The 16228-nt window shown below is 33.1% G+C and carries 7 protein-coding genes and 2 pseudogenes; 6 read left to right on the forward strand and 3 right to left on the reverse strand.

All coding sequences use genetic code 11. The annotated features are described in order from the left end of the window. Window positions 1–23: 23 nt before the first annotated feature. Window positions 24–2480: a hypothetical protein gene (locus AC0L4B_RS05205; protein ID WP_473438847.1), complete on the reverse strand. Its 2457-nt coding sequence runs from the start codon at window positions 2478–2480 to the stop codon at window positions 24–26. A 761-nt stretch (window positions 2481–3241) separates the two neighbouring features. Beyond that, window positions 3242–3466 carry a hypothetical protein gene (locus AC0L4B_RS05210; RefSeq protein WP_473438848.1) on the reverse strand — a complete coding sequence of 75 codons (225 nt, stop codon included), beginning with the start codon at window positions 3464–3466 and terminating at the stop codon, window positions 3242–3244. A gap of 174 nt (window positions 3467–3640) precedes the next feature. Between AC0L4B_RS05210 and AC0L4B_RS05215 the strand changes: the two are divergent. From AC0L4B_RS05215 to AC0L4B_RS05240, 6 genes and pseudogenes are all read left to right on the forward strand, one after another. Next, window positions 3641–4401, forward strand: a pseudogene (locus tag AC0L4B_RS05215) (exodeoxyribonuclease III). 17 nt (window positions 4402–4418) lie between these two features. Then, window positions 4419–5372, forward strand: a complete 954-nt coding sequence (locus AC0L4B_RS05220) for an OmpA family protein (protein WP_473438849.1) — start codon at window positions 4419–4421, stop codon at window positions 5370–5372. A 180-nt stretch (window positions 5373–5552) separates the two neighbouring features. Then, window positions 5553–6586, forward strand: a pseudogene (locus AC0L4B_RS05225) (aldo/keto reductase). A gap of 137 nt (window positions 6587–6723) precedes the next feature. Beyond that, complete coding sequence (locus AC0L4B_RS05230) at window positions 6724–11331, forward strand: T9SS type B sorting domain-containing protein (protein ID WP_473438850.1); 4608 nt, start codon at window positions 6724–6726, stop codon at window positions 11329–11331. A gap of 27 nt (window positions 11332–11358) precedes the next feature. Then, the gene (locus tag AC0L4B_RS05235; protein WP_473438511.1) at window positions 11359–12264 is read left to right on the forward strand and encodes a PorP/SprF family type IX secretion system membrane protein; all 906 of its coding nucleotides are present in this window, start codon (window positions 11359–11361) and stop codon (window positions 12262–12264) included. Between the two features lie 21 nt (window positions 12265–12285). Then, window positions 12286–14193 carry an OmpA family protein gene (locus AC0L4B_RS05240; RefSeq protein ID WP_473438851.1) on the forward strand — a complete coding sequence of 636 codons (1908 nt, stop codon included), beginning with the start codon at window positions 12286–12288 and terminating at the stop codon, window positions 14191–14193. Window positions 14194–14413: 220 nt separating this feature from the next. Here AC0L4B_RS05240 and AC0L4B_RS05245 read toward each other — a convergent pair whose 3' ends face one another. Next, on the reverse strand, window positions 14414–15958 hold the full coding sequence (locus AC0L4B_RS05245) for an Rne/Rng family ribonuclease (protein WP_473438852.1): 1545 nt from the start codon (window positions 15956–15958) through the stop codon (window positions 14414–14416). Window positions 15959–16228: the final 270 nt, after the last annotated feature.

The raw sequence follows: 16228 nt of genomic DNA on the forward strand, positions 1-16228 counted from the left end.
TTTGGGCGTTTTTTTATAGTCTATTAAAAATAGGCTTTTAGTTGTACATTTCCAGTGTGTATCGTAGTGCTTGTTTCTGTTTTACGACCAAAATAAGTCAAGTTTAAATCCAAAAATTTGGTTAGCTTTTTTTGTGCTAATAGTGACCAAGTAAAGTTTTTTCCTGGTTGTAGGCCTTCTAACATTTGGTAGGCTACAGGGCTGTTAGCGTTTCCATTAAAAGTGTTATTAAAAACATTAAACTCTCCAGAAACAGCTCCTATTTGTGCATTGTTTTTTGGAGAAAAAGCAAAGGATAATCCATATTTATTTTGATCTAAAGTTTCTAAGTTATTAATTGTGTTTTCCTTATTTGTTATCTGGTAAAACACATCAAATTGTACGTTGTCATTAAGTAAATACGATAATTTTGGATTAAAACGTTTGGTGTCTATATCAAAGTTTTTACTGCTAAAATTTTCGCTGTTGCTAAATTGTTCTTCTAAAGCTGAAGTTACAGTGACTAACCAGCTATTTTTAATTTTATGTATAAAATTAATTTGATGACTTTTTAAATTGTTTTCAATAAACCCAAAACTTAAAGTGTTTTCGCTACTGTTCCATAAATACGTGTATGATGTTGTGTAGCGTTGCTTTCCACGATTAAAAAATAATACATTTCTAAAATTTAAAGTTAATCCTAGTTGATTGTCTTTGTCTGCACTAAAAGGGTTTAAATCAAAATCAGCGGTAGTTCTTTGTATTTTTCTATCAATTAAATAACTGGACTGATTATAAAACTTAGAGAAAAAACGTTTGGTTCTATGCTCTGTATTAACCCAATTAATTGGGTTTAAAGTCAAGGTTTGACTCAGTCTGTTTTGATGCGTTTTAATATAGACTTGATTAGGTAATAAAACTCTAATATAATCTCCTTGATCTTGGAATTGAGCAATTTCAAATTCTTCAAGCTCCTGAATACCATTTTGGTTATAATCAATCCAAGTATAAGCACCTTGCCCAGATTCTACCTGTACATATGTAAAGTCTTGTTGTGGTAACGTACCTGAGTTGGTTTCAAAAGCAGTATTCCAAAGTATTCCATTTTTTAAAAAACGTTGACTAAATAACAACCTGGAGTTTAATGAGTTTTCATTGTCCTGGTCTTCATCTTCATTTTTTAAAGTTCTGTAATTGACATATAAAGACAAATTGGTTTTTTGGTTTTTAATTAATCTAGAGTCTAAATAATAAGTGTTGGAGCTGTTAACTCGATCTAAGTTTCCATTTCTTAAACTATCATTAACACGATGTTTATATCCAACTTCAGCATAAATATTTGTACTGTCTCCAATTCCTGTAAAAGCTTCGTAAGCTGTAAAACGCTGAGTCAGATCCGTAAAAGCTTCAGTTTCGTTAATGCGTTCTTTGTTTTCTTCAGCCGAAAAACCAACACCAAGCCATTGTTTATTTAAATCATAAATGCTACGATTATAGGTTCTGAAAAATTGTGAGGAGTTTTGGTCTCCCTTAGCTTTTAATATATTACTGGTAGTTGATAATTGTAATTTACCAATATTAATATTGGCATTTATATTGTGCTTGCTTCCAGAAAAACTTTCAGAATAATTTAAGTGCTGAAAACTATAGTTTGCGTATCCTTTTTTTAAATGAAAACTTTTCAGGCCAACCGATACTAAGGCTTGATTACCAAGGTTAGTGTTTAATAGTTCAGAATTGGTTTGACTTAAATTCCAATCGCGATTAAATTCAGGTTCGTATAATCGTTGTATGGTTTTAAAATCTTGCTGTATATAATCTGTGTCTAAAACAGCAGCTAAGCTCCATGTGCTATCATTTTTAATAAGATTTTGCTCAACTGTTAATTTGCTTGCAAATCCATTATTATTGTTATCGTCAAGGTTTGAAAATAAATTTAGGTCGTTTTTACTACCTGCAATTTCAAAACCAATTTTTGTTTTAATTGACGGTTGGTATACGACATTTACAGTAGCTATTTGTAATAAGGTTGGTGCAGCAAGTTGTACAATTGGAGCGTAATTACCTTGAGGTACACCAGCAATTGGTTGTACATATTGATAAATATTATTAATGGCATTGTTTGAAGTTATAATGTAATCGCCTTGATTATCTCCAACCAAAGTAAAAGTAACACCAAACAATGTATCATCAGGATTATTTGAAAACACATAAACGTCTTGTCCGTTAATATTATCTTTTTTGTATAAAATTCTATTTTCGTTAAACGTTTCTGGAACTTCCGACGAGGCAACCATAAGTTGACTATCATCTCCTGCAGTACTTAATATAGAAACTTGATCTTCAGATAAATTTTGTTGAAGCGGATTATTCTTAGAGTCACTTTCAGAGTATACAGAAGCGCTAATATTTAATTTTTCACTGTTGTGATTACCTCCTGCAAAAGCTACTATCCTAGAATAATCACGTTCAGAGTACTGAAAATCTACACTAATTCTCATTTCAGATGTTACAGGATAAGTCGCGTTAAAAATAATTTCGCCAGCATTATAATCTATGATGTAATCTTCGTTTTCACCACGTTTTAAAGCGACACCATTTACATAAACCGTTTCGCTACCAGAAACAATAAGTACAAATAATTCGCCATTTGGTCCCTGTAGTTTATATGGTCCTTGATTTCCTTCTTGAGCTGTAAATTGGTAATTACTAAATTGTCCTCTTACTAATGCACCAGAAGCAAAAACATTGGTTTGTTGACTTTCGTTTCCAAATCTAGCCTTAACCTGTAGCCCTTGTACACGTTTGCTAAAAGAAGCAAAGTAGGATTGCTCATTAATTAAGTCTATATCTCCTGCACGAATAGACCATTGGTCAGAAAATAATTCTAAAAAAACTTGATCAAACTCGTCTAAACGTTGTGAATACCCACTTTCCTGTAATGGTATGTTTGCATCTTGTATGCTAGCTCTAAGCGATACCTTATCGTTTAGTTTACCTGTAATTTGTAAGTCAAGCTCGCTATTTAAAACCGAGTTTTGATTGTTTCCAATTGTGACACCACGACTAATGCTTCCAGAAGTTGTTAAGCCATCAAAAGGTGTATAGGCTTGTTTGTTATTGGGTTGTCTTAACTGGATTATTTTACTAAGATTATCTGTGTTTTCAACGATAATACTTTTATCAAATTGTTTGTAGGTTCTTGTTATAAACTCAGGATAATTCTGATAGCTAATTATTATACTGTCACTTTCTATTGGTTTTAAAAAGTAAGTATAGATTTTGCGTAATCCACCTTGTAGTGAGAAGCGTTTATTAGGTGTCCTGATTTGGTTTCAACTTTAAAACCATTTTGTTTTATACTAACACTATCAATTTGTATGCTAATGTTTGTAGCTACTGTTTTTCGGTTTGACCCATTAGTTTGTTCTTGCGAAAACGCAAAAATTCCGAAGAAAAACAACAAACAGGTTAAAGTTAATTTCATCTACAAGTATAACACCATAATTACTATATTATTTTGTTAATATTTTTTCAGTAAAAACAGAGTGATTTATCTTGTAAAAGTAAACCATTATTTAATTTAGCCGAAACAAATATTTTAAGCTTTAAACAATCTTGTAATAAAGGTTGACTTAAGTAAAACAATAAATAAACACTCATGAAAATTATCTCATACAACGTAAACGGAATCAGAGCTGCAATCAATAAAGGATTTATAGAATGGCTTGAAAGTGCCAATCCAGATGTTGTTTGTTTGCAAGAGATAAAGGCAATGGAAGAGCAGTTGGATTTAAATTTGTTTAAAGACGCTGGTTACCATTATAATTATTGGTTTAGTGCTCAAAAAAAGGCTATAGTGGTGTTGCAATCTTGTGCAAAACAAAACCTAATCATGTAGAATATGGTACAGGAATAGAGTCTATGGATTTTGAAGGACGTAACATTCGTGTAGATTTTGATGGGCTTTCAGTCATGAGTATGTATTTACCATCAGGTACCAATGCAGCAAGATTAGAACATAAATTTGAATACATGGATTTAATCCACAATTATCTAAACGACCTTACAAAAACATTACCAAACCTAGTAGTTTGTGGTGATTATAATATTTGTCATGAAGCTATAGATATACACAACCCAAAAATGAAAGGGGTTTCTGGTTTTTTACCAGCAGAGCGTGAGTGGCTTGGTAATTTTATAGATTCAGGATTTATAGATTCGTTTAGATACTTAAATCCAGAGCGTCAAGAATATTCATGGTGGAGCTATCGTGCAAATGCAAGAGCTAATAATAAAGGTTGGCGTTTAGACTATGCAATGGTTAGTCAACCACTACAACAAAATATTAAAAGAGCAGTTATATTACCAGAAGCTAAACACAGCGATCACTGTCCTATTTTAGTCGAAATAGAATCTTAAACCCCAAATAAATAAAAATGAAAAACAGAGTAACAATCATCCTATTAGTATTAATTGCAACCAGTTGCGTCTCTCCAAAAGTTTATAAAGAGTTAGAAAGTAGCTATGCAGAATTAAAAAAAGAAAACCGAAGCCTAAAAGATGAAAATGCCGATTTATTACAACAAAAAAATCAAGCATTAACTGACTTAGCACAATTGCAATCTAAATATGATGAGGCAGTAAACCGTCGTGATCAATTAGAATCTGATTATACTGTCGCAAAAAATAAATACGATACATTAAAAGCATCTTATGACGCATTGGACGCAAACAGTAGTTCTGCAATAGCAGCAAACACCAAAAAAAATCGAGAACTTTTAGCACAATTAGAGACTAAAGAACAGGCTTTAGCAACCGAAAACGCAAGATTAGCACAACTTAAAAAAGAGCTAGAATCACGCTCACAACGTGTAGCAGACCTAGAAAGTGTTATTGCAGCAAAAGAAGCCGAAATGACAGCTTTAAAAAATGCTATATCTAGTGCATTAACAGACTTTGAAGGAAAAGGTTTAACTGTTGAGCAACGTAATGGTAAAGTTTATGTATCCATGGAAAATAAACTATTATTCCAATCAGGTAGTTGGGCAGTTGGGATACAAGGTCGCAAAGCGGTAAAACAACTTGGTACAGTATTAGGAGATAATCCAGAAATATCAGTGTTAATAGAAGGTCACACAGACAACGCACCATATTCGCCAAAAGGTAATATAAGTAACAACTGGGATTTATCCACCAAACGTGCTACTGCAATAGTTAATATTCTACAAGAAAATAGTAATATAAAAGCAGATAATTTAACAGCAGCAGGACGTGGTGAGTATGCACCAATAGCAACTAACACAACGTCAGAAGGTAAAGCAAAAAACCGTCGTATAGAGGTGATATTAACACCAAAACTAGATAAGATTACCAATCTTTTAAATAATTAATTGGGCGTTACCCAAGGGTCAGGCTATCCGTTATATCTTTTTTTTGCCATTTATGGCAGCAAAAAAAGGATGCCACGACTATCCTTAACGCATAACCAGAGACATATAAAAAAGACCTTTAGTTACAAATAATAACTAAAGGTCTTTTTATATTTGTTAAATAACCAATCTTTAAAATCAATGAAATACACAACACTACCAAATACAGATATTAAAGTTAGTAAAATTTGTTTAGGTACAATGACCTTCGGAAATCAAAATACCGAAACTGAAGGGCATGCACAACTAGATTATGCAGTACAACAAGGTGTTAATTTTATTGACACAGCCGAGTTGTATCCAGTTCCTGCAACTGCAGAAACATCAGGTAGAACAAGTCAAATTATAGGGTCTTGGTTAAAACATCAAAAAGAGAAGATTTAGTAATCGCTTCTAAAATTGCAGGAACAGGAGATTATACAGCACACATACGTACAACAGGTTTCGCAGCTAATGCTATAAAACAAGCAGTAGATTTAGAGCTTAAAAGACTACAAACAGATTATATAGACTTATATCAATTACATTGGCCAGAACGTCAAACCAATACCTTTGGTGTTAGAGACTATAGTCACAACCCTAATGATCCTTGGGAAGATAATTTTAAAGAAGTTTTAGAAACCTTAAATGATATTAAAAAACAAGGTAAAATAAGAGAAGTTGGTTTGTCAAACGAAAAAGCTTGGGGAACAATGCGTTATTTAGAAGAATCTAAAAACAATAATTTACCAAGACCAGTTACCATACAAAATGCCTACTCGCTAATAAATCGTGTTTTTGAAGGTGATTTAGCTGAGGTGTCTCTAAGAGAGAATATAGGTTTATTGGTGTATTCTCCTATGGCATTTGGTGTACTTTCTGGAAAATATATCAAAGGTAAACAAGATGAAAACTCAAGATTAAACTTATTTCCAAGGTTTGCAAGATACAGTAGTGAGCAATCAACTTTAGCAACAAAAAAATATCTAGAATTAGCAGAAAAATACAATGTTTCCTTAGCTCAAATGGCTTTATCCTTCGTAAATCAGCAGCCATTCGTAACGTCAAATATCATTGGAGCCACTAACCTAAATCAACTAAAAGAGAATATAGATTCTATTAATTTAACATTAAGTAAAGAAATATTACAAGATATCGATGCAATTCATTGCGTTATTCCAAATCCTGCTCCATAAGTAATGTAGGCAATTACTTTACTTTTAACACAATTTACCGATGAAAAACGCTTTTTGTCTATAATAATATTTTTAACAGTTTTACAACATGTTTTTTATAGTTTAGGAAATTAATTAACTAACGATTTCTCAAAATAATGAAAAAAACTACGTTCATTTTAGCGTTGCTATTCCTATTAGTTGGATGGCAAGCTAACTCACAAATTACAACATACCCTTATTCTGAAGATTTTGAATCTGGCGATGGAGGTTGGGTAGCAGATAACACAAATAATGGGTCTTGGGAGCTTGGACTTCCAGATAATATTATTATTAATAGTGCTGCATCAGGAGCTAACTCTTGGGTAACTAATTTAACTGGAGAATATAATGTTTCTGAAGACTCATATGTGGTTAGTCCGGTTTTTGATTTAACATCTATGACAGCTCCAACGATATCATTTAATATTTGGTATGAATCAGAATTCAGTTGGGATGGTACAGTTTTTCAAAGTTCTATTGATGGAGGTGCTACTTGGCAAAACGTTGGGGTTTTAACTGATGCAAACTGGTATACAGACGGAACAATTAACGGTAATCCAGGAGGTCAGCAAGTTGGTTGGTCTGGAAGAAACGGTTCTGGTTCTGATGGTTGGATTAGTGTTTCTCATTTGTTAGATGGTTTAGCAGGAGAGTCTAATGTGATTTTAAGATTTGCGTTTGGATCTGATGGATCAGTTGTAGACGAAGGTTTTGCTTTTGATGATATTTCTATATTTAACACGACGTGCCCTAGCCCTAATTCTATTACTATAGCTGGTTTAACTGAAAACTCAGTAGATATCTCTTGGATAGCAGGAGGGACTGAGACAGAGTGGCAAATTTCGCTGCAATCTGCAGGAACAGGGGTTCCAACTACAGATGGCGTGGTTACGACAATAAATGACCCTTATCCTGTAACAGGATTAACACCAAGTACGGCTTATGAAGTTTATATCAGATCGAATTGTGAAGTAAATGGATATAGTACCTGGATTGGCCCTTTAAACTTTACAACATTTAACACCCCTCCGCCAGCTCCAACAGGAGTAACTTGTGCTTCAGGAGGTTCTACATTTATATTTACTGAAGATTTCGGAACTGTTTCGGGGAATGCACCATCGGGATGGACAGGTACTGGATTTGATGGTTCAAACGGTAATTGGAGAATTACAACAGAAAGTGCTAATTCAACATCTACAGGTCCAAATATTACATGGGATGGTAATTCAGGAACCCATTTAGAATATGAAGGTTCTGGTAATACAACAAATGTAGCCTCTGCAATTACACCTGCTATTGATTTATCGACAGCAGTAGATGGAGCAGAATTATCTTTTTACATGCATGCTTTTGGTGGTGATATGGGAACTCTAAGTATTGGAGTTAGTGCCTCTCAAACAGGTCCTTTTACCAATGAATATACTTGGATTGGAGACTATCAATCTACAGCAGATGAAGCTTGGGTACCAATAGGTGTTAATTTGGATGCTTATTTAGGACAAGTCATATATATTGAAATTAGCTATGTTGGAACAGGTGATACTTGGGAAAGTGACATGGCTATAGATCAAGTCCGTGTTGAAGCATGTGGAACGTTTTGTGTTGCTCCAACAGCGATTACAGCAACTAGTATAACAGAAACAGCTGCAGATATTTCTTGGACACCAAGTGGTGCCGAAACAGAATGGAATTATGTAATACAACCTTCAGGAACTGGCGTTCCAACTTCAGGAACGACAGTTACAACTACAACAATTTCAGAAACAGGATTAACTCCTTTAACTGACTATGAGGTTTATGTTCAGGCTGTATGTGGAGCAGATACTAGTACATGGGCTGGACCATTTAATTTTTCTACTCTAGCAGTGTTTAATTTTACATTAGACTGTGCTACGGATGGTCCACAAACTATCGACTACTGTTACGATAACAATGACACTAATGTATTTACTTTTTCTTCAACTGACGGTACACCTTTAAACTTAACTATTAATACTGGTCAAGTTGAAAATAATTTTGATGAAGTTATTGTATTAGACTCAGATGGGGTTACTAATTTAAATGCTGCTACCCCATATGGAAATAGTGGTCAAATAGGAGGTTTAACCTTTCAATCTACAGGTGATACAATTTCATTTGCTATTGAATCTGATGGAAGTGCTAGTTGTCAAAGTAATGGATACACTTCTGTTAATTTGACAGTAAGTTGTGCTACCTGTATTAATCCTACAGCGTCTTTTGTTTTTGTCGATGATTGTGATAATGGAGATCAATTTTTAGTTGATGTTGATATTACTTCATTAGGTGATGCAACATCTTTATTAATTGAAGATAATCAAGGTACTACTCCTGTTAGTATTACAGCTACAGGGATCCAACAATTTGGACCTTATCCGTTTAATGTTGATGTTCAGTTTACAGTTTCAAATGAACAAGATGTGAATTGTGTCATAAATAGTAATTCTATTTCACTTGCAGCTTGTCCACCAGTAAATGATAATCCATGTAATGCAACCGTTGCATCTGTAAATGCAGATGAAACTTGTACAGTAATTTATTCTGGAACTTTATTAGAGGCTACGGATTCTGGTGTACCAAATGGATCTTGTACTACTAGTGCAGATGATGATGTTTGGTATGAGTTTACCGCCATAGATGATCAGCAAATCATTCAAATTCAAAATGTTGTTGGTGGATTTAATGTCGATCACGCAGTTTATGAAGGTGCTGATTGTAACAATTTAACAGAACTTTACTGTACTACAGATGATAGTAGTTTAACACCAACTTTAGTAATTGGTAATACATATTATATCAGAGTGTTTTCTGCTGGAACAACAGCAACAACAATAACTTTTGATTTATGTATTCAAACTTTAGGAGTACCAACATATTGTACAGAAGCTTTACCAATATGTGCGGATCCTACAATTTTCTATCCAAGTATTGTTGGTGATCAAGTGGCGCCGCCTTATATTGATTATTTTTGTTTAGGTAGTCAACCGGACCCACAATGGAATACTATTCAATTTGATGATCCAGGTGATTACGTGTTTCAATTAGCGCAAACTAATGATGCCGGAGTAGGATTAGATATTGACTTTTTAGTTTGGGGACCATTTGTAGGTCAAGAAACTGGTTGTTTTGAATTGTTACCTTCTAGTATTGCAGATTGTAGTTTTTCTGGTACAGCAACAGAAACAATTACATTAACTGGTGTACCAGCAAATTCAGTTTATATTATATTAATCACTAACTTTTCTCAGGAATCTGGTACATACGTTTTTACTCAAGAATCAGGTCCTTTAGATGGAACTAATTGTGATGTTGTTTGTGACGTTGCATTGGATTATGATGGTATTGCAATTGAGCAAGGTGCTACGACAGCAGAAGGATTTAGTGATGATATTAATTTATGTGGATATCCATCAGTAACTCTAACAGCTGATACAGCTTATGCTGTGGATAGTTACGATTGGTATTTTAATAATATTTATCAAGATGGAGCTACAGGACCAACATTTGAAGCTACAGAATCAGGTCAATATATGGTTATTGTTGGAGGCGGTATCTGTGATGATTTTACATCATCATTAGTTGCAACCATAAACTTCTTTGATAATCCAACAGTAACTCAGGCTTCTGATTTAGAGGTTTGTGATGATGGTACAGGTAGTGGTGTTGGTGTTTTTGATTTAGAAAGTCAAACAGCAACAATTTTAGGAACACAAGATCCAGCTGAATTTATTGTTACTTATCATGAAACTTTATCTGATGCACAATCAGGAGTTAGTGCGATAGTTTCTGACTATACGGCTACTGATGGTACAACAATTTATGTTAGAGTTGAAGATGTAGATGCTGTCGGATCTATGTCAGGATGTGCTTCAACTAACACTAATTTTAATTTAGTAGTAAATACTTCTCCAGAAGCTAATCAACCTGCAGATATTGAGGTCTGTGATGATAGTTCTGTTAGTAATATTTTTGATTTAACAGAAGATGAAGCGACTATTTTAGGCACACAGATAAATGTTACGATTACTTATCATACATCTGAAAATGATGCATTAAATGGTGTTGATGCTATATCTAATCCAGAGTCTTACACCGTTGGAAATGATGCTGAAGTTATTTATGTTAGAGTTGAAAATAATGCTTCAAGTGATTGCTTTGCAACGACTACTTTTAATGTAATTTATGGTACAGCACCAGAAACGACTTTTGATAGCGCTATAACTTATGAGGTTTGTCCAAGTGCAACCTCACCAATAACAATTGTAGCAGAAGCTGTAAATTATACAGCCTCAGAGGTAAGTATTGTTTGGTATAATGAAGGTGTTATCATACCAGGAGCTAATGATTTATCACTAAACACTGTATTAACAGCAGGAGAATACGAAATAGAAGTAACTTTTAACGACACAGGTTGTTCACAATCAGCTTTTGTAGAAGTAACCGAGTTAGAAACTTGTATCATACCTCAAGGTATTTCGCCAAATAATGATGGTTTCAATGATAATTTTGATTTAAGTAGTTTTGATGTTCAAAGTCTAGAGATTTTTAATCGTAATGGACGTAAAGTATATTCTAAAACGAATTATACAAACCAATGGGAAGGACAATCAGACAGCGGAGATATGCTACCAGTAGGAACATATTACTATGTTATGAAGTACCAAGGTACCAAAACAAAAGCCTCTTGGGTATATTTAAACAGATAAACTAACTAGAAAACCAAAAAACAACAGATGAAAAAAATAGTATATATTGTATTCCTAGTGTTTATAGGTGTACAAGCCCAACAAGACCCACAATATACACAGTATATGTATAACATGAATGTGGTAAACCCAGCCTACGCAGGCTCAACAGAAAGTGTATCAATAGGTGCACTTTATAGAAGTCAATGGGTTGGATTAGAAGGCGCACCAACAACAGGTACACTAGCGATACATTCTCCAGTAGGAAAAAATGTAGGTTTAGGTTTCTCTTTAATTAGTGACGAAATTGGACCAGTACAAGAAACCAATGCTTACGTAGATTTTTCTTATACCATACCAGTAGGAAACACAACTAAATTAGCTTTTGGATTAAAAGCAGGAGCAACCTTTCATGATATTGGATTAACAGTATTAGAGCTTACAGATCCAGACGATCCATTTTTCTCAGAGAACATTAATGAGACGACACCAAATATTGGAGCAGGATTATATTTTTATAAGCCAAGTAAGTATTACATTTCAGCCTCTATGCCAAACATATTAAGTTCGGTACATTTAGATGCTAATGGCTACAAAATAGGGTCAGAAACACAACACTTTTTTGGAGCAGCAGGATACGTATTTGATTTATCAGAAAACTTTAAGCTAAAGCCACACGCTTTAGCTAAAGTTGCTTTTGATGCACCAGTAAGTTTTGATGTCAATCTAAACTTGTTTATGTATGACGTTGTAGAAGTAGGAGCAGGTTACCGTTTAGACGATTCTTTTAGTGGTATGGTTAATTTTTTAGTTGCACCAAACTTAAGAATAGGCTATGCTTATGACAGTATCCAATCACAATTAGATGTAGTGACCAATGCTTCGCATGAGATTTTTATCAATTTTGATATCAATTTACCAAGAAAAGTATCACGTTCACCACGTTATTTCTAATCCATTAAGTTAACCAAGACAATGAAAAAAATACAACTATTTATATGCGCTATCTTATTAAGCAGCACTTGTGTGTTTGCTCAAAGTGATGCGACAAAAAAAGCCGATAAACATTTTCAAAAATTAGAATTTGTCGAAGCAGCAAAATCTTATACTAAGTTAGTAGAAGACGGTAAAGGGTCTACTTATGTTTATTCTAAACTAGCAGAAGCTAATTATAATACATTCAATACAGTAGAAGCTGAGAAATGGTATGCAAAAGCAATTGAAGCTGGAGCATCAGAACCAGAAATGCTTTACAAGTATTCTGAAATGTTAAAAGCAAATGGAAAATATGAAGCGTCTAATGTGCAAATGAACAAATTTGCAGCAATGTCTCCTGGCGATGATCGTGCGGTAGCTTACAATTTAAATCCTAATTATTTAGATGATATATTAAAGTCTGAAGAAAAATTTACAGCAAAAAATTTAGATATTAATACACCAGCTTCTGATTTTGGAGGAACATTTAAAGATGGAATGCTTTATATAACCTCTTCAAGAAACGATTCTAGACGTAATTATGGCTGGAATGATCAACCATATTTAGATGTGTATCAATTAAATATGTCTGAAGATGGTGGTTTTTCTGAAGCAAATTTACTTTCAGGTAAGATAAACACTAAACACCATGAAGGTATTGTTTCTATTACACCTGATGGTAATACATTATATTTTTCTAGAGAAAGTTTTTTTGAGAATATGTATGAAAAGCTAGAGGGTGATAATACAAAAATTAGTGTTTTACAGTTATTTAAGGCTACCAAAAATGGTGATTCTTGGACAAATGTTCAACCTTTAAACATCAACACAAATAGTTATTCTGTTAAAAATCCTTCTGTTAGTAAAGATGGTAAAACATTATATTTTGCTTCTGACAAGCCAGGAGGTTTTGGTAAATATGATATTTACAAAGCGACAATACAATCTGACGGTATGCTTAGTGAACCTGAAAATTTAGGTAACAAAATTAATACTGCTGGGCAAGAAATGTTCCCGTATGCTGGAGATGACGAATATTTTTATTTTTCTTCTAATGGTCATTTAGGTTTAGGGAATTTAGATGTTTTTTATACTGAATATTCAGGTAATACTGTTGTGAAGAATATTGGAGCTCCAATTAACAGTAAAGCAGATGACTTTGCTTTTACTATAGATGCAGATAAAAACGGCTACGTATCTTCTAATCGTGAAGGCGGTAAGGGAAGTGACGATATTTATGCTATTAAAGAAATTAAGCCTTTATGTCAAGTTGATATGATTGTTACAGTTGAAAACGCTGAAACAGGAGAGGTTTTACCAAATTCAACAGTAACTTTATTTGATGCTAATGGTTCCGTTTTAGCCACTCAAACTACAAACGCAGCAGGTGTAGCTACATTTACTACTGATTGTGAGATAGAGACTAGTCTTAAAATCACTAAATCAGAATTTGAAGATAACTCTGTAAATGTAAGCGGAACTAGAGATGAAAAACAGAATGTAAGCGTAGACTTAACACCTATCAAGAAAATTATAATTGCTGATAAAGTAGTGTTAGATCCAATTTATTTTGAATTTGATAAATCTGATATCACACCTCAGGGAGCTTTAGAATTAGACAAGTTAGTGTTAGTGATGACTAAATATCCAGAAATGGTAATTTATGCTACCTCTCATACAGATAGTAGAGGTAAGGATAGTTATAACTTAAGCTTATCTGACAGAAGGGCTAAGTCTACTGTAGCTTATGTGGTATCTAAAGGAATTGATCAAAGTAGAATAAGTGGTGATGGAAAAGGAGAAACTGAACATTTAGTGGATTGTAAGTCCAAATGTACAGAAGAAGAACACCAATTAAATCGTAGATCTGAGTTTACTATAGTTAGTGGTGGTCCAGAACAACAATAAATTATAGATTAACCAAACCAAAAAACCAAAAAATAGCCTTACAATTTGTAAGGCTATTTTATTTTTAGCTTTCTTTATATGATATTTAATATCACTTAAATTCAATTGTCTATTAATCGTAGAAAAACAATTTAAAGTAGCTTAAATGGTTTAATTTGATGTTTAAAACTAGTTTTTAGGCATAAAAAAAGCCTGACTATTATATAGTAGGCTTTTTTTATTATTTAATTTGTTTACCATTTTTATCAAAAAAATGATATTCAAGGTATGTGTAAGCATCTCTTGGTTGTATTTTTACCCATTTTTTGTGTTCAACAAACCATTTTGAACGTATAGATGGAAAACCTTTGGTTAAAAAGGCTGCTATAAAAGGATGTGTGTTTAAGGTCACCTTTTTATAGTCTTTTTTTAATAATTGTTCTAAGTCATGAGTTATTTTAGGCACAATATTAATTGGTGCTTCGACCTCTTCTCCATTAAAACTGTTAGGATTTTCCTCTCTGGTTTTAATATTCATTTCTGGTCTTACTCTTTGACGTGTAATTTGAATCAATCCAAACTTACTAGGAGGTAGTATTTTGTGTTTGGCACGATCATCTTTCATTTCGTCACGAAGATGATTAAATAGTTTTTTTCTGTGTTCAGCAGTATTTAAATCAATAAAATCTACAACAATTATTCCACCCATGTCTCTAAGTCTTAGTTGTCTAGCAACTTCTGTTGCAGATATAAGGTTAACTTCTAGAGCTGTGTCTTCTTGTGAGTTTGATTTGTTTGATCTATTACCACTATTTACATCAATGACGTGAAGTGCTTCGGTATGTTCTATAACAAGGTAAGCACCTTTAGCCATAGAGACTGTTTTACCAAATGCAGTTTTTATTTGTCTTTCAATTCCAAATTTTTCAAAAATCGGAACATTAGACTGATGTAATTTTACAATTGATTCTTTTTTTGGTGCAATTTTTTGCACATAATCTTTTACCTGTACATGTAAAGCGTCATCATCTACGTGAATCCCAGTAAAGGTGTCATTAAATATATCTCTTAACATAGAAGAGGCTTTATTTAACTCGCCTAATACCTTGGTAGGATGGTGCGCTTTATGTAATTTTTTACACATTGCAGTCCAGCGACTTAGCAAATTTTGTAAATCTTTGTCTAGTTCGGCTACTTTTTTGCCTTCTGCTACTGTACGTACAATAACTCCAAAACCTTGAGGAGTAATACTTCTCACTAATCGTTTTAAACGCTCTTTTTCTTCTTTACTTTCTATTTTTTGAGAAATAGAAATACGGTCAGAAAAAGGCACTAAAACAATATATCTACCAGCAATAGATAGCTCTGAGCTAATCCTTGGGCCTTTTGTAGATATAGGTTCTTTTACTATTTGTACTAAAATAGACTGATTTGATTTTAAGACGTCATTAATTTTTCCGCCTTTATCAATATCTTTTTCAAATGGGTAATTTTTTAAAGAAAAATCTTTTAGTTTACCTGTGCTTACACTTTTTGTGAATTTTAAAACAGAAGATATTTTTGGTCCTAAATCATGATAATGCAAAAAAGCATCTTTTTCATAACCTACATTAACAAATGCAGCATTTAAGCCAGGAACAGCTTTTCTTATTTTAGCGATAAACACATCACCAACTGAAAAGTTGTTCCCATCTTCTTCTTTATGTAATTCAATTAATTTTCCATCTTTTAATAAGGCAAAATCAACAGCATCTGGACTAGATCTAATAATTAATTCTTTATCCATTTAGGTTAATTTTTATCCATACTTTATAGTATAGATGGATTATACATTATATTATAACTTAAAATTAGTCATAATATTTCACAGGATTTTTAAATCCGGTTGAGTTTAATAATTACGCAAGGTTATACGAATTATAAATAAACTCTGTTTTCAAAGAACGATACTTCTAATAAACCAAAAAAGTAGTTAAAAAACTACTTTTCTGAATTATTTTTTCTTTTTGTGACGATTAGCGCGTCTACGTTTTTTACGCTTATGCGTTGCAACCTT

The organism is Olleya sp. NP1-10 (genome assembly GCF_055804415.1).

Excerpts from the sequence above, each read along its gene's own strand:
- AC0L4B_RS05235 (WP_473438511.1), top strand. The coding sequence starts at position 11,359 with ATGAAAAAAATAGTATATATTGTATTCCTAGTGTTTATAGGTGTACAA.
- AC0L4B_RS05220 (WP_473438849.1), top strand. The coding sequence starts at position 4,419 with ATGAAAAACAGAGTAACAATCATCCTATTAGTATTAATTGCAACCAGT.
- AC0L4B_RS05230 (WP_473438850.1), top strand. The coding sequence starts at position 6,724 with ATGAAAAAAACTACGTTCATTTTAGCGTTGCTATTCCTATTAGTTGGA.
- AC0L4B_RS05205 (WP_473438847.1), bottom strand. The coding sequence starts at position 2,480 with ATGAGAATTAGTGTAGATTTTCAGTACTCTGAACGTGATTATTCTAGG.
- AC0L4B_RS05240 (WP_473438851.1), top strand. The coding sequence starts at position 12,286 with ATGAAAAAAATACAACTATTTATATGCGCTATCTTATTAAGCAGCACT.
- AC0L4B_RS05245 (WP_473438852.1), bottom strand. The coding sequence starts at position 15,958 with ATGGATAAAGAATTAATTATTAGATCTAGTCCAGATGCTGTTGATTTT.
- AC0L4B_RS05210 (WP_473438848.1), bottom strand. The coding sequence starts at position 3,466 with ATGAAATTAACTTTAACCTGTTTGTTGTTTTTCTTCGGAATTTTTGCG.